This window comes from Fibrisoma montanum, from assembly GCF_003583365.1.
GTDB lineage: Bacteria > Bacteroidota > Bacteroidia > Cytophagales > Spirosomataceae > Fibrisoma > Fibrisoma montanum.
In genome coordinates, this window is sequence record NZ_QXED01000008.1 from 315,524 (window position 1) to 338,600 (window position 23,077).

Genomic DNA, 23,077 nt, shown 5'->3' on the forward strand with positions numbered 1-23,077 from the left:
TTTATGATGAGGAAACTGTATTTTCTGTGTCTTCTGCTCATGCCTGCCCTTGTACTTGGGCAAGCGAAAAAGACACCCAAACCGACGGCCGCTCAGAGCCGTATTGATAAGCTGAAACAGGAAGCGGTCAGCGCCGTAGACGCCCGTAAAGAACAGGCGCAGCAGATCAACGACATGCTCTTCAGTTTCTCCGAACTGGGCTTTCAGGAAGAAGAATCGTTTAAATACCTGACAACCCTGCTTGAAAAAGAAGGCTTTACCATTCAGAAGAACATTTCGGGGATGCCTACTGCCTGGATCGCCACCTGGGGATCGGGTAAACCCGTTATTGCCATCGGCTCCGACGTCGACTGTATTCCTAAGGCGAATCAGAAGCCGGGGGTGGCCTACAAAGACCCGCTGGTCGATGGCGCACCCGGCCATGGCGAAGGCCATAACTCCGGTCAGGCGCTGAACATCGTAGCCGCTCTGGCGGTGAAGCAACTCATGGAGCGCGAAAAAATGTCGGGTACGCTCATGCTCTGGCCGGGCGTGGCTGAGGAACTCGTTGGCGCTAAGGCCTTCTACGTCCGCGACGGCTACTTTAAAAATGTGGATGCCTGCATCTTTACCCACGTGGGCAACAACCTCAACGTATCCTACGGCGACGCGGGCAACAACGGCCTGGTATCAGTAAAGTTTACGTTCGAGGGCTCAGCCGCTCACGCAGCCGGTGCCCCCTGGCGTGGTCGCAGCGCCCTCGACGCGGTTGAGCTGATGAACGTTGGCTGGAACTTCCGGCGCGAGCACCTCGAACTGACCCAGCGGTCGCACTACGTCATTTCGGATGGGGGCGATCAGCCGAACGTAGTCCCATCGAAAGCATCGGTCTGGTATTATTTTCGGGAACGCAGTTACCCCAAAATCAAGAAGCTGTTCGACACCGGCGTCAAAATAGCCGAAGGAGCCGCCATGATGACCGACACGAAGGTTACCTACGAAGTGCTTGGATCAGCGTGGCCGGGGCATTTCAACAAGCCCATCGCCGAAGCCATGTACCAGAACATCCGGAAAGTTGGGCTGCCCACCTGGTCGGCCGAGGATCAGATGCTGGCCAAAGCGACTCAGAAAGAACTGGAAGCCCGTAAAATAGAGGGGCTGGCTATAAAACTGGACAGCATCGGCCTGCCCGCGTCGACGGCCCCGACGGTGATGATGGGTGGGCAGACGCTCATTCCACTGACGGGCGGCTCCGACGACATCGCCGACATTGCTTGGTCACTGCCGACGGTTGTGCTGCGTTATCCATCGAACATTCCGGATCTGCCCGGCCACCACTGGAGCAACGCCATTTCAATGGCCACGCCCATTGCCCACAAGGGGATAGTAGCCGGAGCAAAAGCCGAAGCCATGACCCTGCTGGACCTGTTGCTGAAACCCGAACTGGTTAAGGACGCCTGGACGTATTACAACGAGGAGCAAACTAAGGAGCAGAAATACACCCCACTGATTTCGCCCAAGGAGTATCCGGCGGTTTATCTGAACCGTGAAATCATGACGAAATTCAAGCCCGAGCTACAGAAGTACTACTACGACCCTACGAAGTACAAAACGTACCTGGAGCAGTTGGGAATCAAGTATCCGACGCTGCGCGACGACCAGCGGGCGGAGTTAGAAAAGACTAACAAGGAATCGAAAGGCAGGTAGTGTTATTGATTTTAGGTTTCAGGTTCAATCGGTTGCCTGGTTGAGCCTGAAACCTTGACCAGCCTATCTGGCTTCACCTGCGGATTGCGCCTGCTGCACTTCCCGAACGGCCGCCATGATACGTCCCCAATACCGGGCAATGGGCTTTTGCTCAGTGACTTCCTTGGGCTTGTGGCTGACAATTGTCCGGGTTTTTGAAGTAGTCCGGGCCGGAGCGCTGGCTGTCGTTTTTGCTTTAACGGCCTTTTCAGGGTTGAGTAAACCAGCAATGGATAAACCAGGCTGTACGGTAAGTAACAAGCCAATCGCGATCCCTCCTACCCCCTGCCTCAACATGGATTGTCTCATACGTACATTGTTTATAGTGAACTACCCCTATCAGATCGCTCTACATAGGCAATCACCACAATAACGTAAGTATGATTATTTCATGATATTCTTTACCTGAATTTTAGCAATGAATTTTATTGCAAGGCCGGCCGATCGGCGTAATGCGTAGGCGAACTGAACAATAATTTGGTATCAATGGTAAAGCCGGCTAAAACGGCTGATTTGAGTTCGCCTTCCAGCGATGAAGCTGCGCTAAGCAACACGTACTGACCATTCCGAAGCGTGTAGATTTCGATTTCCTGATTTTGGGATCAACCAGCCAGTATGCCTGCACGCCTGACCGTTCGTACAGAGCTTTTTTGGTTACGCGGTCCCGAATGATCGATGCTGGCGAAATAATTTCAACAACCAGCGTCGGTACCCCTTCGATGCCATTCGACGTGATCATGGCTAATTGTCTCGTTGCAACGAACACCAGATCCGGTTGCGGAGAATTGTGCTCATCGAGAAACACGTCGATTGGCGCATAATATACCTGGCCAAGTTTATGCTGCTCTACATGGGCATAAATAGAGACCGACAATTTGATAGATAGGCGCTGATGTTGCGGGTGGGGATTTTTCGTTTCACAAGTTCACCGTCAAGGAGTTCGTACAAGTGCGTATCGTTCTCGTCGAACTCCATCTCCAGATACTCCGCCACCGTTATTTTTTTGATCTCGACTTCGATGATCACTCGTTGTCCATGGTCAAATATACTGGAACCGGCTGCCTTTCACAATGTACGGCAACTGTTGCCCGCTGGAAACTGTTATCTTTGCGCCACTGTTTTGTAAGCGATTATGTTCGAGAATCTTCAGGATAAATTAAATAAGGCCTTCAAGACCCTTAAAGGGCAGGGCCGCATTACCGAAATCAACGTTGCGGCAACGGTTAAGGAGGTGCGTCGGGCGCTCACCGATGCCGACGTAAACTACAAGGTTGCGAAAGACATCACCGATCGGATTCGCGACAAAGCCCTCGACCGCAAGGTACTTATCTCGGTAGAGCCGGGTCAACTGTTCGTCAAGATCGTGCAGGAAGAACTGACTGACCTGATGGGTGGCGAAGCCCAGAGCATCAACATCAAAGGTGAGCCGGCTGTGGTGCTGATCGCTGGTCTGCAGGGGTCGGGTAAGACCACCTTTTCGGGTAAGCTGGCCAGCTACCTCAAAAAACAGGGCCGTAACGTACTGCTCGTCGCGGCCGATATTTACCGCCCCGCGGCTATCGACCAGTTGAAGGTGCTGGGCGAACAGGTTGGTGTAGAAGTGTATGCCGAGCCCGAAAACAAAAACGCCGTTCAGATTGCCCAGAACGGTATCGCGCAGGCCCGCAAGACCGGCAAGAAGGTCGTGATCGTTGATACCGCCGGCCGTCTGGCCGTCGACGAAGCGATGATGCAGGAAATAGAGAACGTGAAGCGGGCCATCAGTCCGACCGAAACGCTGTTTGTGGTCGATTCGATGACGGGTCAGGACGCTGTTAATACAGCTAAGACCTTTAACGACCGGCTGAACTTCGACGGCGTGGTGCTGACCAAACTTGACGGCGACGCCCGCGGTGGGGCCGCGCTGTCGATCAAAACGGTCGTCAACAAACCGATCAAGTTCATCAGCACCGGTGAGAAGATGGAAGCCCTCGACGTGTTCTATCCCGACCGGATGGCCAGCCGGATTTTGGGTATGGGCGACGTTATTTCGCTGGTAGAACGGGCACAGCAGGCGTTTGACGAAGACGAAGCCCGGCGCATCAACGCCAAGATGCGCAAGAATCAGTTCGATTTCAACGACTTCCTGTCGCAATTGCAGCAGATCAAGAAGATGGGGAACGTTAAGGACCTGCTCGGCATGATTCCTGGCATGGGCAAGATGATCAAGGACCTTGACATCGACAACGACTCGTTCAAACCCATCGAAGCCATCATCAGTTCCATGACGCCGAAGGAGCGCGAACGCCCCGAACTCATCGACGGCAGCCGTAAGAAACGCATTGCTGCCGGCAGTGGCACGGACATTCAGCAAGTGAACAACCTGCTGAAGCAGTTCGATGAAATGCGGAAGATGATGAAGAAAATGAACACCATGCAATCGTCGGGTAAGCTCAACAAAATGATTCGCTAACTCGGCGTCTGACCCATAAACCGGAAGGGCCCCGACAGCTGTCGGGGCCCTTCCGGTTTATGGGTCAGACGCCAACGTTTTAGTACGTCATCATCGCTTTTCGGATCTGTTCGGGAGCTTGCCTGTAAAAAAACTTGACCTCCGGAATCACCTCCCTTTGACATTCGGCTTATTCCGAAAACCAACCACTACGTCGTTACCAAGCTGAGCAGTTGCGTAACGATGCGTTCCTTCACGAGACAACCGTTTTATGGTGGAAGGCCGAAAGACGGGATTACGGTCCGGCGTCAGCGAGTCCTCCCTACATTTTAGTCGGCAACGACACAACGCTTCTACCTTCTGCCTGATCAACTCTGAATTCACCTGCTTTCCATCATACGTGAACACGTAGGAGATGACTTCCCGGCTAAACAGGCCATCCACTTGCCGAGCGATGTCGTGAAAGATGTACTTAAAGGCAATAAATATAATCTTATTCATCTACTTCCATGACGACGGAATAAACATTGGTGAAATTGTGTAGTGTAGAATCTATTGATCTTTTAGGCTTAATGCAGATAGCATTATATATTAATAGACCCTTGCCCAGAGGCCTGTAGGTAAGCCTCTTTAAGCGCTTCTGAATAAGTTGGGTGAGCGTAGGAGATACGCCCTATCTCATCGTCTGTGACTTCGTACTCCATGGTAACTACCGCTTGGGCGATCACATCAGCAGCACGAGGGCCAATGATATGCACGCCTAAAATTTCACCATAGTTAGGATCGGTAAGTACCTTAACAAATCCATCAACATCCATAGAGGCCCGCGCCCGGGCACTCGCTGAATACGGAAATTTTCCTACCCTATAAGACTGATTAGACGTTTTTAACTGCTCCTCCGTACTGCCTACCGAGGCAACTTCGGGCCACGTGTAGACAACACCTGGAATAAGCTCGTACTTAATATGAGGCTTTTGTCCGTTAATAACCTCTGCCACAAAGGTGCCTTCTTCCTCTGCCTTATGTGCCAACATCGGCCCTTCAATCACATCGCCTATTGCGTATATCGTTGGCACGATAGTCTGTAGTTGCTTGTTCACAGGAATCTTACCGGTTTTACTCACCTCTATTCCCACGGCTTCCAGGTGCAGCCCGTCGGTAAAAGCTCTCCTACCAACGGCCACAACGCAGTAGTCGGCCCGTATCTGTTGGTCAACTCCTGCGATATCAGTGCAGCTAACAACAATTTCACTACCAAGATTGCTAACTTCTTTTACGCGGCTGTTGAGCTGTATTGTAATGGGAAGTTTTCGTAAGGTGCGCGCCAGTGCCATACCTAATTCCCGGTCCATTGTCGGAATTAACGAATCGGCATATTCAATGATAGTAACCATAGTGCCCAGTCGGGCGTAAACAGAGGCTAGTTCTACACCAATAACTCCACCTCCAATTATGATTATCGTCTTCGGCAATTCGGTTAATGAAAGTGCCTCGGTAGAAGTAATGATCCGTTCTTTGTCGACGATTACCCCTGGAAGGGATGACGGTTTTGAACCGGTGGCGATGATGCAGTAGGTTGTTTCTAAAATTGTTTCACTGGCTTCCTTCTTAACCCGAATGTGGGTTGGGTCAATAAAGCTGCCTGTTCCTTGATAAACGTCAATTTTATTTTTCTTCATCAAGTAGTTTAGCCCATTGGTGTTCTGTTTAACAACATCCACTTTCCGTTTCATAAACTGGATAAAGTCCAGGCCGATACCACCTGTCTGGATACCATGCGTATTGAATTGTGTTTGTGCTTTGTGAAAATGTTCGGAACTGTCAAGAAGGGCCTTTGCCGGGATACACCCTACGTTGGTACAGGTACCGCCTAACGTTGCGTATTTTTCAATTATGGCAACCCGATAGTCAAGTTGTGCAGCTCGGATAGCGGCTGTATAACCGCCTGGCCCTGAGCCAATGATAATAATGTCATATTTATTTTCCATAAACCGTCTTGCTAGTGATTAAGGGCAGGTAAGGCAAACGTGGCCGTGTCTCGACGGTAACCCAGGGGAGCTTGACTATAATACCGTTTGAAGAGTTTATTCAAATGACAGATGTCCGTGAAACCAAACTCATCAGCGATTTGACTGATAGTCTGGCTACTCAGACGAAGTCGTTTTTCGACCAGCCCCAGTTTATACTGCATGATGTATTGTTGCAGCGAAGTGCCCACCTGCTGTTTGAACAGGGCACTAAGGTGGCCCGGTGAATAGTGAAAAATCTCGCCTAACTGTTCTATTCTCAGTTGATCCGGTTCGGTAATGTACCGGCAGATGTGGGCTATAATGCCCTGCACCAGATCGTTTGAAGCTTTCAGGAGGGGTAATTCTTTTAATTGACTATGCGTTAGTTGGCGTTCGATGAGATTGAGCAAAGCACCCATCAGGGATGTCATAACAGATGAAAGCTGGTTACGCTCCGTCAGTATAATTGCCAGTAACGCATTGAGATTTTGTTGATCCTCCGGATTGGTAATCAAACTACCCGTTAGGCCCTGCATCGTATGCAGGCTGACACTACGCAGGCGTTTCCAAACGGCATTGTGTGTGTTAATCAGCCCTTCCAGATAAGAGTCAGTAAAGGTTATGAGGCATAATTGGCTTTTTTGCTCAATACAAAAAAAATGAGTGTCCGAAGGGCCCAGTAGAAAAACATCCCCCGCTGAATACGAAAACCGGTTTCCATTAATCGTATGAAAACCAAGGCCCTGGCGAATGATGATTAACTCGTAGTAGTCGTGCGTGTGAACGGGGACTGCCCATTGTGTTGCTTCCAACTGCTGGATCAGTAGTGGCTCGAACTGAACAAGTCGTTTCATAAGAAGAGGAGTTAGTTGGCTGGAGACAGTGTTCGTAAGCTCTTTTGCCAATTAAGTGCCATCCATAGCATTTTGAGGACAGAGGGAGATAATAGAAAGTCAAGGCGTTGAAAATGAATTGATTAGCTCAGGATGAGTTGCTTTTTGGCTTTTTCTTAGGCTACATTATTATAGATTTTCTCCAACATGTTGGAGGATTGTTTTGGAGTTCTGAAATGGGTAGGAATGTGCTTAATTTTGAATGAGCCCTGATTTACAGAACCTTTACCCCGATGTGATTGAACAATGGCTCCAGATGAGTACCTCGTTTAAATAATTGCTGTCAGAAATGCTGAATAATCACCCCAGAACCTAAGAAGCGATGGTTGTCATGAAAGAGCAGGTGCTATCCCCCTCCTTATTACTTGTTGAAGATGAATTTATGATTGCCAACGATCTACGGTGGATGTTGGAAAAGGCTGGCTACACCGTGATAGGGCAGGTTGAATCCGTACCTGATGCCATGGCAGCGGTTCAGGAGCAGCAACCAGACATTGTCCTTTTGGATATTTTTCTGGATGGTGATCAAACAGGCATCGATCTGGCTTACTGGCTTCGTGAGCGAAATATTCCCTTCGTTTATCTTTCGGCAAACCTGACAGACAATGTGCTATCGGAGGCTAAACAAACCCAGCCGTTCGGTTTTCTGAATAAACCGTTTCGCGAAAAAGACGTTTTGACTACCCTTGAAATTGCCCGCTTCCGGCATGCACACGGGGAAGAAGCCAAACTTCGAAAACAAACGACTCTCCAAATCGCCGTTAATAATGCCATTGTAACCATTCAGGATCGGGAACGGCTCTGCTGGGCTATTGCCGACCAGATTAATGCCTTGGTCCCATTCTCCTTCTTTAACCTGCGAATCGTCCGACCCCAGGAGGCTTCCGGGTACTGGTTGATGCTCCGGCGAACAAGTCCGACTACATTCGAACGACTTAACCTCACGTCTTTGCTGCAGCGAGAATTACGGACTGAAGAAATTGAAAAATTAAAGCAGGAGTCCGTGGAGCAAATGACCGAACCAGCTGGAATATTTACAGGGCTCAGCCTGCAAAATCTCTGCGAAAGCTACCAGACGGTTCGTTCCTGCTATGATTATTTAGGCGTGCGTTCACTCGCCCTCTTCCCGATTCAACTCAACGAGGATTCGTTTACTTACCTGGTTCTGGCCAACACCCAGGCGGATAGTTTCACGCAGAAAGACTACGAGTTAGTCAGCCTGATTATTCCTCAGATTTCACTGGCATTGAACAATTTGTTGGCATACGAAGAAATTGATAAGCATCGACTCATCAAGACAACAGAATTAGCCATCGTCACTGCGTTTCGGAATGGGAAAGACATAACAGAAACGATGCTTCAAGTGGCCTGGGCTCTCGACAAGCTGCTGCCTTTTGATCTGTTGCTCATTAGCCAGGAGAAAAAATCAGTATCGGGCGCGGAAATAGCTGTTCAGAAAACGAGAGGAGTTTTTGAGCTGCTCCCCGATTCAGCCTTGGCGAAATGGAAAGCCGTTCAAACGGCTACAGCCCCCCCGCCATCGGCTACGGGGCTGCAGTTGGATTGGTACGAGGCAAATCAATCGTTCAAATCGTTCGTACAAGTGCCGATCTATCTGAACGGAGAGTCTTCTACCTCGCTGGCGCTTTATAGCCAGGCTGCTTATGCCTATACGTCCAAAGATCAGTCAATACTACAGGAGATAAGCCAACAACTGGGTATGGCAATGGAAAATCGGCTGGCCTTCAGTCAGATACAGGAACTTAGTGAACGACTCGAACAGGAAAAGACCTATCTGGCAGAAGAAATAAAAACCAGCGCAAATTTTGAAGAGATTGTTGGTAATAGCCCTGCCATGCACGTTGTTTTTAAACGTGTCAGTCAGGTAGCCACCACGGATTCGACCGTACTGATCCTGGGCGAAACCGGCACCGGCAAGGAGCTCATTGCCCGTGCCGTACACAATCTTTCAAACCGAAAAATGCGGGCAATGATAAAGGTAAACTGCGCAGCATTGCCCGCTCAGCTCATTGAGTCTGAACTGTTTGGGCATGAGCGGGGGAGCTTTACGGGAGCAACTGAAAAACGAATTGGGAAATTTGAACTGGCCGATGGAGGGACTATTTTTCTGGACGAAATCGGCGAGTTGCCACTGGAGCTTCAAGGCAAGTTACTCCGGGTTATCCAGGAAAAAGAAATTGAGCGCCTGGGGGGCAAGGGGCCTATTAAGGTCAATGTCAGGATCATTGCCGCAACAAACCGGAACCTTGAGAAAGAGGTGTCCTCCAATCAGTTCCGACCGGACTTATACTACCGTCTGAACGTTTTCCCGATTCAATTACCTCCTCTGCGGGAACGGACAGACGATCTGCTTCCCTTATCGATGCATTTTTTACAAAAACTAAGCAAGAAACTAGGCAAACCTGTCACCAAAATTGCGTCTTCCACCCTGCAGAAGATGCGGGCCTATCGCTGGCCAGGAAACATTCGGGAGCTTGAACACGTACTGGAACGGGCGGCTATTGAAGCCGAGACGACAACCCTTGAAATCGTTGAGCCCCTTCAGTCACTGTTTGGTATGTCTACCCCAGCGAGCGCTCCGTCGGCCTCCGTAGAACCCTTGCAAGACACCCTGAGAGCGGCTATTCTGGCAGCTTTGGCACAATCTGGCAACCGCATTAGGGGAGAAGGTGGTGCAGCTGAATTACTCAAGATAAAACCAACCACCCTGGAAGCGAGGATGAGAAAACTGGGCATCAATCCGCGCCATTAACCGATGACAACACTGGCCTGGCTTTTTTCTCGGTAAGGTTGAACCGCAGGGCAATCATTATCCCCGTGTCCTGAGTGATGTCCAGCCTGGCCTTGATCTGTCTGCTCAGCCCCCGAATCATGGTCATGCCCAGCGTCTTGCTGCGGGTCACATCAAATCCCGCCGGCAAACCGATCCCATCATCGGCAATGGTTAACTGATACGCCGGGCCTTCCTCACAACTCAGACTCACGCGCAGCCTCCCGGTCTGGTTATTGGGAAACGCATACTTCAGGGAGTTGGTCACCGCTTCGTTGATGATCAGCCCCAATGGAGTCGCCAAAGCGACATCGAAGTAAACATCGGCAATGTCCAGTTGTGAACGAACGGTGTTGAACCGGTCGAAGGACTCGATGAGGTAGTCGACGATCTCGTGGATGTACTCCTTCATGTTGATCTGAGCCAGGTTGTCAGACTGGTAGAGCTTCTGGTGGATCAGGGCCATGACCTGCACGCGGTTCTGGCTCTCGCGAATGGCGGTCAGGGCCGAGGGGTCCTGCAGAAACTTGAACTGGGAGTTAAGCATGCTGGAGATGACCTGCAGGTTGTTCTTGACCCGGTGGTGAATCTCCTTGAGCATCCATTCCCGCTCTCCAAGTAGTTGCTCTTTTTCGCTTAGTAAGTCATTTTTTTCTACGAGAAGCTGCTGAAGCGACTGGTTTTTGTTGTCGATAAGTTTCTGTTTAGCTTCAAGCTGTTGGTTATTACGTTGTTTTATCCGGTAGCGATTATAAGTCAAGCCTAACAGCAATGAAAGTAGAACAGCTCCTCCGATCATGCTATTTCGCTGAATTTCCCTTTGTTTCAGGCTGGCCTGCTGAACCAGGTACTTATTTTGCAACAGTTGGATATTTTTCTCTTTGAGCTGAATTTCCTGGTCTTTTTTGTCGGTTTCAAAAGCTACCTGCAGGTTGGCGATTTCTTTATTTTTACGCTCATTCAGCAAAGAATCCTGCATGGCTTTATATAGCTTAAAATGATTCACTGCTGAACGGAAATCACCTTGTGCCGAATCAACCTGAAAAGCTAACAGATGACCGTAGGCCATCTGATCTCTTTGTTTGGTTTGTTTTGCCGCAGTCTGATAGTCGCTTATATATTGTCGAGCCTGCTTTAGTTGATTCGTGATGAGATAAAAACGGATTGCATACTTGCAGCCAACTAAAAATGATGAATTTACTTTGGATGGTAGTTGAGAAAATTGAGCAATCAGTTGATCACAGTACGTTTGAGCTTTTACATAATTCCCAATTTCCTGATAGTAATGGAGGTAATAACTAGTAAGCCGAATTTTTTCTTCCAGCCCTTTCGCGGGGTAATTCGTTGATAAGTCCTTCAAAAGGCGTAAGCTCGATGTAGTGTTACCTAGTAATTTAAAGGTTTCAAGTAGGTTTACACCCACATAATTTACTGATAATGTATCCTTATAGTGTTTAGCGATGTCAAGTGCCTTTTCATACGAATCCTGAGCCGAATGGTAATCGCGTAGTTTATAATAGGTCATGCCAAGCCGGTTGTAGATGGTACATAACTGAAGGGTCTTATCTTTACGAAGCACGGCTGTCTTCAAAGCGAGTAACCCATACTTAAGGCCATTTTGAAAATCGCCCAGCTTATTACTTACATCGCCCATCAGGTCATATACACCTTGTAAGTCAGGATAATGGATATATTTATATATAGCCAATGCCCGCTTTAGCTGTTGTAAAGCTTCCGCATTCTCATGTCTTATACCGTTTAGATCACCCAGTACTTTTAAAGTTGTTGCTAACCGTTCCCATTGTCTGGATTGTTCAAAGAGTGGTAGAGCGGCTTTGTAAAATGAAATCTTAATATTCAGTTCTTCACTGGCGATACCATATGTGTCGCCCATTTCCAGGTAGGCGGCTGCCAGGTCAGCAGGGTAATGATGTTTTACGAAGAGGTTGATGGCCATTTGATCGAACTGCCTTGCCTTCTGCACGGTTCCTTTCTCCCGGTAGGCATGCCCACCAATTAAATAAGAAGTTCCCTGTCCTTTTGCGTAGCCAAGTGTGCGACTTAAACTGTAGGCTTGCCGTACAAACAACAAAGACGTATCCAGATCAGACGCTAGCTCGCCCGGTTTGAGCACATAGCTGCGTGCTAATTCCAGCAGCAAATTGGCGCGGCTGGTATCGGGCCGGCTTTGTTTAAGGAGCACATTCAGGCTGTCGATTGAATGAGCCTTGGGCTGTGCTATAAGGCTCGTGGCTTCTAGCAGAAGTAATCCTAAAACAAACAAGGAAATGAGCAGTCGTTTCATTAGGGTAGGCCTTATGTTAAATAACACGTAAAGCAGTACCTGGAAGAGGACTGCTCGACGAAACGGAACACTTTAATGATTGCTGAATTTGTCTTAAAACCACTATTAGTAAGTAAGTTATCACATTTATCTTCAGGTAAAAAACTACTGAACAGTATCTCCCCAATGTACTTGCCCGGTACTTCGGTTGACGGTATCTAAAACTGGAGCGGTTGTACGTCGAATATGCTGCCGAATTAAAGGTATTAGTCGCGCCTGTGTCAGGCCACCGTGAAACCGTAGTCCGTCTATTACCAGCGTTGGCGTAGTGCTGACCTCAAGCAGCAGGCCTGCCCGTTGATCATCTTCAATGCGATGGTACACCCGCTCATCTTGCAGGTCATCGAGAAAGCGATTTACATCCAGTCCAAGCTGAACGGCCAGCGCTGATAAGTTATCTAAGCAAAGGGAGCGTTGAGCGAATAAGCTGTGATACATGGGCCAAAACTTCCCTTGTCTTCGGGCCGCTTCTACCGCCACGGCCGCAAGCCAGGATTCTGATTGTTGACGATTAGGAAAATGACGATACCTGTAGTTGACCTGGCTGTCGAACCGGCTAAGAATCGCCAGCAGTGGCTGCCGGGCCTTTCGACAGCCAGGACACATAAAATCACCGAATTCGATGAGTTCTACCATATCTGATTTGATGTTATATGCATTGGTTTGAAGAAATTATAGAGACAATCTTCCACGAATTATTGCGACTAGATTACCCGGTGCAAAACTTTGACTATGAGCTCTTGAAATAGGGCCAAAGCCAGAAAAGCACAAGCCCAGCGATAGCCACTAGGCTAATTTTTCTGGGCACGTAATACGAAGAAGGCGAAGGCATTGTAACAATGCCATGTTCATCGGTTTCGGCCGGTTGTTTTACGTAGCGTCCCTGGGAGGGGATTGACCGTTCTTTAAAATGCTGTTGTAAAAAATTGAGGCCTAGTTTCAACTCCAATCCACGAACCGACACCCCATGACCTGCCCCGACAGCCTGAGGTTGTAATTCGGTCAGAAGCCTGACCGACTTTTCAGCCGCAACCCAGTCACACGTAAAATAAGCAGGCGGACCATGAAACTCTTTCCGCTGAATGGCCACCGAAATCCCCGAGTTTTGGTTAGTCGTAATGAAGGCATCACCCGCCAAAAGCGTTCGATCGTTAGGGCGAAATAGCGAAACGTGCCCCGGTGAGTGGCCCGGTGTATGAATAATTTGCCAGTCGGGTAATTCGGGTATTTGTCCATTAACTGGGACAGGACGTATACGATTGCCGAAATTGGTTGGCCCGATAGGATATAGCCAGGAAATATACGAGAACAGTCCACCGCCAATAGCCGGATCAGGGGGTGGGTAACTCGCCTTACCCTGTAAGTAGGGCAGTTCCAATGAGTGTGCATAGACTGGAACTGGCCAGTCAGACAGGAGCGTTGCCAGCGATCCTACGTGATCGATATGTCCGTGGGTCAGGACAATAGCCCTAGGCTTGGTCCCGATGCCGAACAGTTGTTCCGCTTTTTTTCGAATTTGGCCAGCGTACCCCGGCAAACCAGCATCAACCAGAACCCAGGGATTACCAACCCCCGGTTCTCCGATAAAAAATACGTTGACGAAGAACGTTTTGATGCCCGCTATGTCCTGGGTTACATCGTAAGGGGTGGGAGGGTGCATAGCTTTCATTTGCTTGACAACTAGGAAAAGAGGTAGACCGAGGCAATACGTACTACCCCGGTCTAGATTACTTATTGTAAAAACTTTCTGAGTTCAGCCGCTGCCTGAGTAATCAGCGAGCGCGTTCCCGGAATGGAGGCTAACGGATTGAGCAGGCCCCAGTCATGAATCATACCCTGGTAGCGCACTAAGGTTACCGGTACCCCGGCTTCATCCAGCTTTCGGGCATAGGCTTCACCTTCATCGCGTAATACATCATTTTCAGCCACTTGTACCAGCGCCGGCGGTAAGCCCTCTAACTGATCCAGCGTAGCCCGCAGCGGGGCCGCGTAATACAACGTCCGGTCCTCTACATTGGGAGTATAATTATCCCAGAACCAGCTCATCATGTTGCGGGTCAGGAACCGGTCGGTCGCGAATTGGTGGTAGGATACCGTATCGAAATCGGCATTGGTAACTGGCCAAAGCAGCACTTGCAACCTAATAGCCGGCCCTTGCTTATCTTTAGCCATCAACGCTACAGCCGCTGTCAGATTTCCTCCGGCGCTATTGCCGACCACCGCCAGACGGGAGCCATCAATGGTTAGTTCGGCACCGTTTTGAACTACCCATTTCGTAGCCGCATAGGCTTCATTAAGCGCGGTTGGAAAGCGCGCTTCCGGCGAACGAGTATAGTTGACAAAAACCGCAGCGGCTCCCGATTCAACCACCAGGTCACGAACTAAACGCTGGTGGGTAGGGAAATCCCCCAGGACCCAGCCACCGCCATGGAAGAACATGAAAACGGGCAAAATACCGGTAACGCCAGTCGGACGAACAATATCCAGATCAATCGATAAGCCATCCTGAGTTATCGTTTGCTGCGAAAAATAGACGCCGGATAAATCGACTTCGACGGAATTCTGCGCGCCTTCCAGCACCGCCCGGGCTTCGGCTGGACTCAGCTGCTCCATAGGCTTTCCGCCACCACTGTTAAGCATACTGAGAAATGCTCTGGTGCGGCTTTCAATAGCCGGGTCGGTGGCCGGGTCAATGGGTGTAATAGTTGACACTACAGGGGTTTCCATAATACAGTTGAAGAAAAGAGAAAGAAGAACTTTAAGCCTTTATGGGCCGGGAAGAAGTTAGTTGATCTCTTTCAGGATTTTGACCAATTCGTCGGGTTTAGCCCAGTACGGACTGTGGCTCGTATCCATAGTGTATACTTTGGCAATCTTGCCCGGATAGCCATCGATCATCCGCTGCTGTAAAGCAGGTCCGACGCCCTGATCTTTCAGCGTCTTGATGTAGTATTTTGGGATTTTACCAAAATTGGCATCGGTCAGGCTGGCTTTGGCCTGAAACACGGCCAGGGGTTCGGGTCTTGTTTTAGCCGCAATTTTCTGAATACCCTCCGAAGCATCGACGGCAAAGACCTGAACAAGAATATTAGGGGGTAGAGAGGCCACTAATCCATTCTCTTCCGGATGCAGATTAGGCCCTATCAGGCTTTCGGAATCAGACGATGCCAATTCGTACAATGTTTGGCCGCTCTTTGGCAAAAAGGCACACAGGTAAACGAGTTTTTCGATTTTAGACGGAATTTTCTCGGCTACCTGAGTTACAACAAAGCCGCCCATGCTATGCCCTAACAGGACTACTTTACCTGAAATGGCATTGATTTTACTGACTACAGTATTGACGTATAAATCAAAGTTCGCCTGAGAAACGGGAGTTTGATCAGTGCCATGAGCGGGCAAGTTAAACGCCACTACATTGTACCCTGCCTGTTCAAGCTTGGGCTTTATTAGATGCCAGGCATAGTCGTCAGCAAATGTGCCGTGCACAAAAACGAAAGTTGGCTTGGAGGGAGGTGCCGTCTGATTATCATTACAGGACGCGGCTAGAAAAGGGCTAGCCATGATGATGAGGGTCAATAAAAGTTTCATAAAAAAGATGTGTTGGGAGTAAAACATGTGATTTGATTGCGTGTGGGACTGGTAGATGTTAGATAGCCTGGCTTGCTTTGGACGTTACTGCCACAGTTTCTAACCATTCCAGGATATAGTCAGCGTCTTCTTGCCAGGTAGGCTGTCCAAGAACAAAATGATTGCGTCCGGGAAATTCTTTAAAATCCAGCACAGAGTCGTTTTCTTCATAGGCTTCTACATTACGTTTATTTAAGTGTGTTGGAATCAGATGATCGGTGCTGCCAGCGGTAAAAAGAAGCGGGGCATGTGGCTTATCGAAGTTCACCTTGGCGGCATTTGTCAGCGCCCCGCGAACCACGGTTTTGGATTCAGGAATTACCAAAGCATTGTAAGCCGCTTTTTGCTCTTCCAGCGGCATGCCATTGACGAAGGCGTATTGGAAGTCTTCGAATGCCATTAGATAAGTCTCTTCCTGCGACGTAAAGAGCCCCAGCGATTTCCAGCTGCCTTTCAAAAAAGAGAATTCATAAGGGATGACGCCCAAAGGTGGTAGCGAGTGAATAGCGACGCCAGCGGCTGCCAGATCCCGGTTAACGATGATTTGAGCGAGTAACCCGCCTGTAGAGTGTCCAATAACGATAGGTTTTTCCGGCAAACTGGTTATTACGGCAACGTAGTGATCAATCACCTGGGTCAACGTCATGGTTGCCAGATCAACATCGTTTGGCTGCCGGGCCCGGAGTTCAGCCGCTGTTCCGTTCTTGTAGGGCCAGGGCGGGGCCAGGGTGGTGTACCCTTTGCGTTGAAAGTAGGTTTGCCATTCGTCCCAGCAGTGATGACTGACAAAGGCGCCTGTTATAAAGACAATGTGTTTGGAATTAGAAGCTTTCATGGGCGTTTGATTGAAAGATGACCTGACAAAGGTCCGGCCAAAAAGCAGAGGGCTGTCAGTAAGAATTCACGGTAAAGTGGTAAAAGTCAGGGAAGTATAGCCAACTGATTTGTGGCTTGGCGGGAAGTGGTGATGGCATAAGGAACCGGACAGAAGTAAGCCTCGGAGCACTCCGCAAAGCGGCTGCCCTGCTTCAGCAAGGTGCTACGGTCTCCGAAGCGGCCGAGAAAGTGGGCTTTGACGGGCTGTCTTACTTCGCCAGATGTTTTAAGGACCAGTTTTCCATCTCCCCCTCAGCGTATCTGCTGGCTCATAAGGGCGCTTGATCGCCTATAGCTTTCATCTTGTTTTATCCCGGCAAGGTGCTAAAACGCCGGGCTACTAAGGCCGTTTTGGCAAAATTGGCCGCATTTTGCTAGTCAGTTGTCCGCATTTTGCTACCTCCTTGGGGCGTCTGTCCCCCAATTTTGCCTCGTCAATGACAGCCGCCACCAGGCGGGTCAGCCAGTTAGACTTTCCTTTTTTAACCACCCAATCAACTCATTTTTAATCATTAAAAACACAATGAAAAAGCAAGTTACGTACGCCGTTGTAGCCGCCACCTTCCTGATGTGGAATTGTAAGCCTACTGAGATTGACAATGCTGCCACTCCGACCGTTAAGCATTCAAGTGCGCGAATACCGCCCCCTCCTAAAGCATGGGATTTAACACTGGGTGGGTCCGGGATTGATATCTTGACTGTCGCCCTAAACAACCCTACGACTTCGGGAGGGTATATTTTTGGTGGTTCCTCTAATTCGCCGACTTCTGCCGGCTTTAACGATAGGTTTGAGGCCTATGGAGGGAATGATTACTGGGTGGTTAAAGTAATCGCCGATGGTACTTTTAAACATTATAACCGGGCTATAGGCGGTTCAGGAGAAGACCGGTTAGCGTCCATCGTGCCGCTGTCAGACATGACCATGGTGCTGGGCGGGTCGTCTAATTCGCCGGCTGAGGATATGTCTAAAAGCCAGGGTTCCAAAGGGGGGTATGATTACTGGATTGTCAAAGTAGACCGCTTTGGCAACGTGATATGGGATAACGTACTCGGGGGAACCAATGAAGACCACCTGACCTCGATGGTGGCCACAAACGACGGGGGCTTTCTGGTAGGGGGCATCTCGGCCTCGTTGGCCAATAAAGTTACGCCGGTAATCGGAAACCCGCTGGGTGGAATAGGCTCTTTCCAACCCCAGCCAGCCAACAGCGACAAATCAATGAACAGTTGTAACGGGAGCTACGACTACTGGATTGTCAAGGTGGACGCCAACGGCAGGAAGCAGTGGGATATAACCCTGGGCAACGGAGGTAATGACTATTTGAAATCGGTCGTAAAGGCAACCGACGGGGGCTATCTGCTGGCAGGCTACTCATCATCTGAGGGGTTGGCAGGCAATAAAACGGCTGCCGGTAAAGGAGGCTATGACTATTGGGTGGTCAAGATTGACGCCAATGGTAACAGGCAGTGGGATAAGACGTTCGGAGGAACGGAGGATGATCAGTTAGCCAAGGCGGCCGCAACGCCCGATGGCGGGTTTGTACTGGGCGGTAGCTCGTCCTCGCCTGCCGGGGCTGACAAGACAGAAGGTCTGCGCGGTGCTGCCGGTCAAAACGATTACTGGGTTGTCAAGATTGATGCCAATGGCAATAAGCAGTGGGATAAGACGGTTGGGAGCCCGGGCGACGATACCTTTAAGTCACTGGCCGTAACAGCCGATGGGGGTATCTGGCTGGGTGGCGAAACGCCTTCTGCTCCCGGTGGTGAAAAAATTGACATACCTAAAGGAGTTTTAGATTACTGGATTGCAAAACTGGAAGCGGATGGACGTTATCTGGGGCAGGATAAAACCCTGGGCGGAACGGCTACAGATAAGTTTGGCGATATGCTGGTAACCGCCGATGGCGGAATCATTGCCGCCGGTTCGTCTCAATCCCAGCCCGGAGGAATCAGTGACAAAAGTGAGCGGCCCAAAGGGATAATGAACTATTGGGTCGTCAAACTCAAATGATCAGACCAGTATCGACGAAAAGGCGGTCTCTGAATTGGAGACCGCCTTTTCGTCGTTCAGTTCGTTCAGGTAATCCTCAACGCTCATCTGGGCAGGTAGCTAACTAAACCGATCAGGCCTCTGCTGGCTTTTGCTACTGACTCACATCGATGCCAGGGCCATAGGATGGAGCGTGCCAGCTGTTCCCTTTTGCCAATACCTGGGGGAGTCGTTTGGGTTTTGATCAGGCTTCCCTAATTTTAACTGCCCTCAACCCTAATCCTCTACCCACGTGGTACTCAGGCGCTGGTTTTTGTTTCTGCTCCTGCTGGCAACCCATCGACTGGCGGCCCAGCCTTTTGTAAGTCGCACCCTCAGTCTCCAACAGGGCTTGCCTGAATTTTACGTCTCGGGCCTTGTCCAGGATAAAGCCGGTTTTGTTTGGATCGCCACCCGTAATGGCTTGGCCCGCTACGATGGCCGACGCTTTAAAATTTTTCGCCATCAACCCCGTAGCAACCGCTCGATGGCCGGTAACATCATCCTGTCGCTGCAACTCGTCTCGGATAGCACGATCCTGATCCATCTGGAAAATGGTGGCTTTCAATTGCTGAATCCCATCACCGAACAGTTTAGTGATTTACTTACCCCAAAGCGATTGATGCAGGCGCACATAGGGGTAGCGCAGGGTAGGCTGACCGTCAACGGAGATCAGTTCTGGGGACGAAATGGTACGCAACTTATTCACTTTCAAACGAAGCAGAATCAGGTTTCCGTTTTCCCCCTACCCACCATCCGTCTTCCCAAAGACGTTTCCATTGGCAATACATTCTTATTAGACGCCCCAACTAAGCTGTACGCGCCTTATCCGGGTGGATTGTTTGCGTTCAATACGGCTACCCGCCAGTTTCACCAGTGGCCCCATCCCGCCATTGTCGAGCACGGCACGATCCGTAACTTCTATGACACGCCCCTGGCCCGACGGGCCAACGGAGATATCCTTGTTGGGGGAGTCCGCCAACTAGTTGCCTTTACGCCCCATACCCATCGGTTTCGCTCGATTCCCATTCCAAATACTACTACGGATACCAAGGTGGGGCTTATTCACGCGGGCGTCGATGGGAATATCTACTTTACCCACGCCATGACCGTCTACCGGATGACGCCGGATGACCACATTACGCCCCTCTGGACGGCCCCTCACCTGGATTATCACAACTACTTTCACGCCCTGCTGCTAGATCGCTCGGGCGTGTTGTGGATTGGTACCAATGGCGATGGCGTCCAGCAGCTTGACCTGCGCTCGCTGCCAGTAAAGAGCTACCCCTATCACACTAATTTTGTGGCCGATATCCTCAGCCTTGAACTAGGCCTGCCAACCCCCGGCTGGGCTCAATCCTATAACATACCCTATCGCCTGCGGTTTGGCGGGTCGACCGCTTATCTGTCGGCCCGGTTTGATGACGCTGCCTATCACCTGTTTCGCATCAACCCATCGGGGCGAAGCCTGCGGCCGTTATTGTCGATCCAGCAAGGGCAGCAACGGCTTACCTTTAATGAAGGTAATGGCCTGCGAGTCCTGCCGGAGGGCACTATCTGGATGGTCGATATATTCCGGGGCCTGATTAAAGCCGACACCTCAGGCCGGGTGCTGAACGTGTTTGCGCTGCCCAATGATCAGGTCAGCGATATTCAGCCGCTGGGCAACTGGATCTGGATCGGCTCGGAGTTTAATGGTCTGTATGCGTATGACCCCCAGGCCCGGCGCATCGTACGGCACCTGCGTTACCAGCCGACGGACTCGACCGCCCTGATTTCCGATCATATCTGGTGCTTAGCAGCTGATCCCCAGGACGCATCGGTACTCTGGGTGGGCACTCAGGAAGGACTCTGCCGTCTGGATACGCGCACCCTGCACTGCCGAGCCTGGACTGAAAAAGAGGGACTTCCGAGTGCCGCCATCAACACCCTGCTGACCGACCGCCGGGGCCAGCTCTGGTTCAGCACCCTGAATGGCATCAGTCGGCTGGAGCCACGCAGTGGGCAGCTACGGCATTTCACCACCGCCGATGGCCTATTGGACATCGAGTACAAACCGTTTCTGGGGACTCAATTGCCCGATGGTCGGCTGGCTTTTGGCGGCATAACGGGCCTGACGGTGTTCGATCCGCTGGCCCTGAAAGAAGCAACACCCCAGCCGGTGCCCACGGTGCTGACGACGCTGCGGATTGCCAATGTGCCCGTTGAACCGGGCCAGCCCGGCTCACCCCTGGCGCTTCCTCTCAACGCCACGGCGACGCTCCATCTAACGTACAAGCAGAATTTTCTAACGTTTGAATATGCCGGTTTGCAATACAACAAACCCGCCAGCCTACAGTATCGCTACCAGCTCACCGGCGTCGACGAGGCCTGGGTATATGCCGGTGGGCAAAACGTAGCTCAGTACACCCAGTTAGCGCCGGGCGAGTATACGTTCCGGGTCAATGCGGCCGATGCTGATGGGCACTGGAGCCCGCTGATCAAAACGATTCAGGTGGTGATTGCTCCGCCCTGGTGGCAGACAGGCTGGGCCTATGGTCTGTATACCCTGCTGGTAGCAGGTCTGATTCGGGCCTTTATTCAATACCGTATCAACCGGGATCGGCTTCGGCAGGAGATAATCTTCAACGAACAGGAAGCGAAGTTGATCAAGGAAAACGCCGACTGGCAGACGCGTTTTTTTACGAATATCACCCATGAGTTCAGAACGCCCCTGACGCTGATCATCAATCCCCTGGAGCGGTTGCTGGACCAATCAGGCCCTCCTGCGCTTCGCCAGCAATACGATCTCATGCACCGTAATGCCAAACGTTTGTTACGTTTAATCAATCAGCTACTGGATATCGCCAAACTGGAAGCGGGCCAACTAGCGGTGACCGAATCAAGGGGGAATCTGACCACTTTCTTTTCTGAACTGGTGGATTCCTTCCGGTTGAGAACCGAACGAAAAGGCATTCAGTTAACTTATGAAGCGACGGGCTTACCAACCGATTACCTGTTCGATGCCCCTAAACTGGAAACCATTGGCTACAATCTGGTCTCGAATGCGGTAAAGTTTACCCCCGAAGGCGGTTCGATTCAGGTAACGCTTCGGGGGGAACCGTCCGGGAATAGCCCGACGCAACTTCAACTGCGGGTAGCCGACACGGGTGTGGGCATTTCGGACCAGCAACTCCCACATATATTTGACCGCTTCTACCAAGGTCAGGATTCCCCCGCCAGTATGGGAGGAGGCACGGGCATCGGCCTGTTTCTAGTGGCCGAGTTTACCCATCTGCTGGGCGGACAGGTGACCGTAGCGAGTCAGCCTAACCAGGGGACGATTTTCACCGTCATGCTTCCCCTCAAACCAACCACTGGAGCGACTGCCGCCGACTCGCCGACCACCGTCGAAGTCTTACCGACTGATGGGTTAAAAGCCGATTTGGAGTCAACTCGGCAACTTCCGGTGGCCTCATCCACGGCCCCGCTGATTCTGGTGGTGGACGATAATGAGGATCTGCGGGAGTTCATGGCCGGGGAATTAGCTGGACACTACCGGGTGTTGACGGCAGTCAATGGGCAGGAGGGCTGGCAGCTTTGTCTTCAGGAACTGCCCGAACTGGTCATCTCGGATGTAATGATGCCATTGGTGGACGGCTTTACGCTGGTCGAGCGCATCAAAACTACGCCCCTTACGGCCCATATCGCCGTCATTCTGCTCACGGCCAGAACAATGGCCGAATCGCGCATCCAGGGCTTAACGGTCGGGGCGAATGACTATTTGACCAAGCCCTTTCAGGTGCAGGAATTACACCTCAGGCTTGCCAATCTGCTACGGCATCAGCAGCAGTTGCGCCTGCATTGGCAGCAGCAGGCTCGACAGCCCGCTTTGCCCCCGGCCGAAGTTGTGCCGACCAAGCCAGCCATCGACGACCCCTTCCTGCTTCAGCTCTACACGGTGCTGGACCAACGGCTGGCCAGTTCCGATTTTATGGCCGACCAACTGGCCGATGAGCTGGCGGTGAGCCCCCGAACGCTGCACCGTAAATTGGTGGCCCTGACGGGCATGAACGTCTCGGAACTCATGCGGTCTTACCGACTCCGTAAAGCGGCTGCCCTCCTACAGCAAGGCGCTACGGTCTCCGAAGCGGCTGAAAAAGTGGGCTTCGACGGCCTGTCTTACTTCTCCAAATGTTTTAAGGACCAGTTTTCCCTCTCCCCCTCAGCGTATCTGCTGGCTCACAAGGGCGCTTGATCACCTATTGCTTTCAGTCTATTCTATCCCGGCAAGGTGCTAAAACGCCGGGCTACTAAGGCCGTTTTGCCAAAATTGGCCGCATTTTGCTAGTACGTTGTCCGCATTTTGCTAC

General features: G+C 50.7%; 16 protein-coding genes. 6 read left to right on the forward strand and 10 right to left on the reverse strand.

What is annotated here, in order from left to right; translation table 11 throughout:
• The first annotated feature begins 6 nt into the window (after positions 1-6).
• On the forward strand, positions 7-1,686 hold the full coding sequence (locus DYU11_RS25625) for an amidohydrolase (RefSeq protein ID WP_119670618.1): 1,680 nt from the start codon (positions 7-9) through the stop codon (positions 1,684-1,686).
• Positions 1,687-1,749: 63 nt separating this feature from the next.
• Here DYU11_RS25625 and DYU11_RS25630 read toward each other — a convergent pair whose 3' ends face one another.
• Together DYU11_RS25630 and DYU11_RS33710 are read right to left on the reverse strand one after the other, a co-directional pair.
• Positions 1,750-2,034, reverse strand: coding sequence for a hypothetical protein (locus DYU11_RS25630; protein ID WP_119670578.1), 285 nt, complete (start codon positions 2,032-2,034; stop codon positions 1,750-1,752).
• 190 nt (positions 2,035-2,224) lie between these two features.
• Positions 2,225-2,599, reverse strand: coding sequence for a Uma2 family endonuclease (locus DYU11_RS33710; protein WP_229366036.1), 375 nt, complete (start codon positions 2,597-2,599; stop codon positions 2,225-2,227).
• Positions 2,600-2,857: 258 nt separating this feature from the next.
• Between DYU11_RS33710 and ffh the strand changes: the two genes are divergently transcribed.
• Positions 2,858-4,177, forward strand: a complete 1,320-nt coding sequence (gene ffh / locus DYU11_RS25640) for a signal recognition particle protein (protein ID WP_119670579.1) — start codon at positions 2,858-2,860, stop codon at positions 4,175-4,177.
• Between the two features lie 563 nt (positions 4,178-4,740).
• On the opposite strand, the gene lpdA is transcribed toward ffh, so the two are convergent.
• Together lpdA and DYU11_RS25655 are read right to left on the reverse strand one after the other, a co-directional pair.
• Positions 4,741-6,144, reverse strand: a complete 1,404-nt coding sequence (gene lpdA / locus DYU11_RS25650) for a dihydrolipoyl dehydrogenase (protein ID WP_119670581.1) — start codon at positions 6,142-6,144, stop codon at positions 4,741-4,743.
• Positions 6,145-6,155: 11 nt separating this feature from the next.
• Entirely contained in the window at positions 6,156-7,019 is an 864-nt protein-coding gene (locus tag DYU11_RS25655; RefSeq protein ID WP_119670582.1) for a helix-turn-helix transcriptional regulator, read from the reverse strand.
• A gap of 370 nt (positions 7,020-7,389) precedes the next feature.
• On the opposite strand from DYU11_RS25655, the gene DYU11_RS25660 reads away from it, so the two are divergent.
• Entirely contained in the window at positions 7,390-9,831 is a 2,442-nt protein-coding gene (locus DYU11_RS25660) for a sigma 54-interacting transcriptional regulator (RefSeq protein ID WP_229366038.1), read from the forward strand.
• Here DYU11_RS25660 and DYU11_RS25665 read toward each other — a convergent pair.
• From DYU11_RS25665 to DYU11_RS25690, 6 genes are all read right to left on the reverse strand, one after another.
• Complete coding sequence (locus tag DYU11_RS25665) at positions 9,815-12,154, reverse strand: histidine kinase dimerization/phosphoacceptor domain -containing protein (RefSeq protein WP_119670584.1); 2,340 nt, start codon at positions 12,152-12,154, stop codon at positions 9,815-9,817. The genes DYU11_RS25660 and DYU11_RS25665 overlap by 17 nt on opposite strands.
• Positions 12,155-12,298: 144 nt before the next feature.
• Entirely contained in the window at positions 12,299-12,829 is a 531-nt protein-coding gene (locus DYU11_RS25670) for a DsbA family protein (RefSeq protein WP_119670585.1), read from the reverse strand.
• A 94-nt stretch (positions 12,830-12,923) separates the two neighbouring features.
• On the reverse strand, positions 12,924-13,853 hold the full coding sequence (locus tag DYU11_RS25675; protein WP_374756002.1) for an MBL fold metallo-hydrolase: 930 nt from the start codon (positions 13,851-13,853) through the stop codon (positions 12,924-12,926).
• A gap of 71 nt (positions 13,854-13,924) precedes the next feature.
• Positions 13,925-14,920 carry an alpha/beta hydrolase gene (locus tag DYU11_RS25680; protein ID WP_119670587.1) on the reverse strand — a complete coding sequence of 332 codons (996 nt, stop codon included), beginning with the start codon at positions 14,918-14,920 and terminating at the stop codon, positions 13,925-13,927.
• A 57-nt stretch (positions 14,921-14,977) separates the two neighbouring features.
• Positions 14,978-15,781, reverse strand: a complete 804-nt coding sequence (locus tag DYU11_RS25685; protein WP_158600361.1) for an alpha/beta fold hydrolase — start codon at positions 15,779-15,781, stop codon at positions 14,978-14,980.
• A 58-nt stretch (positions 15,782-15,839) separates the two neighbouring features.
• Complete coding sequence (locus tag DYU11_RS25690; RefSeq protein ID WP_119670589.1) at positions 15,840-16,655, reverse strand: alpha/beta hydrolase; 816 nt, start codon at positions 16,653-16,655, stop codon at positions 15,840-15,842.
• 116 nt (positions 16,656-16,771) lie between these two features.
• On the opposite strand from DYU11_RS25690, the gene DYU11_RS25695 reads away from it, so the two are divergent.
• From DYU11_RS25695 to DYU11_RS25710, 3 genes are all read left to right on the forward strand, one after another.
• Positions 16,772-16,981 carry a helix-turn-helix domain-containing protein gene (locus tag DYU11_RS25695; protein ID WP_158600362.1) on the forward strand — a complete coding sequence of 70 codons (210 nt, stop codon included), beginning with the start codon at positions 16,772-16,774 and terminating at the stop codon, positions 16,979-16,981.
• A 238-nt stretch (positions 16,982-17,219) separates the two neighbouring features.
• Complete coding sequence (locus tag DYU11_RS25700; protein WP_147368035.1) at positions 17,220-18,707, forward strand: hypothetical protein; 1,488 nt, start codon at positions 17,220-17,222, stop codon at positions 18,705-18,707.
• A 271-nt stretch (positions 18,708-18,978) separates the two neighbouring features.
• Positions 18,979-22,962, forward strand: a complete 3,984-nt coding sequence (locus DYU11_RS25710; RefSeq protein ID WP_147368036.1) for a hybrid sensor histidine kinase/response regulator transcription factor — start codon at positions 18,979-18,981, stop codon at positions 22,960-22,962.
• Positions 22,963-23,077: the final 115 nt, after the last annotated feature.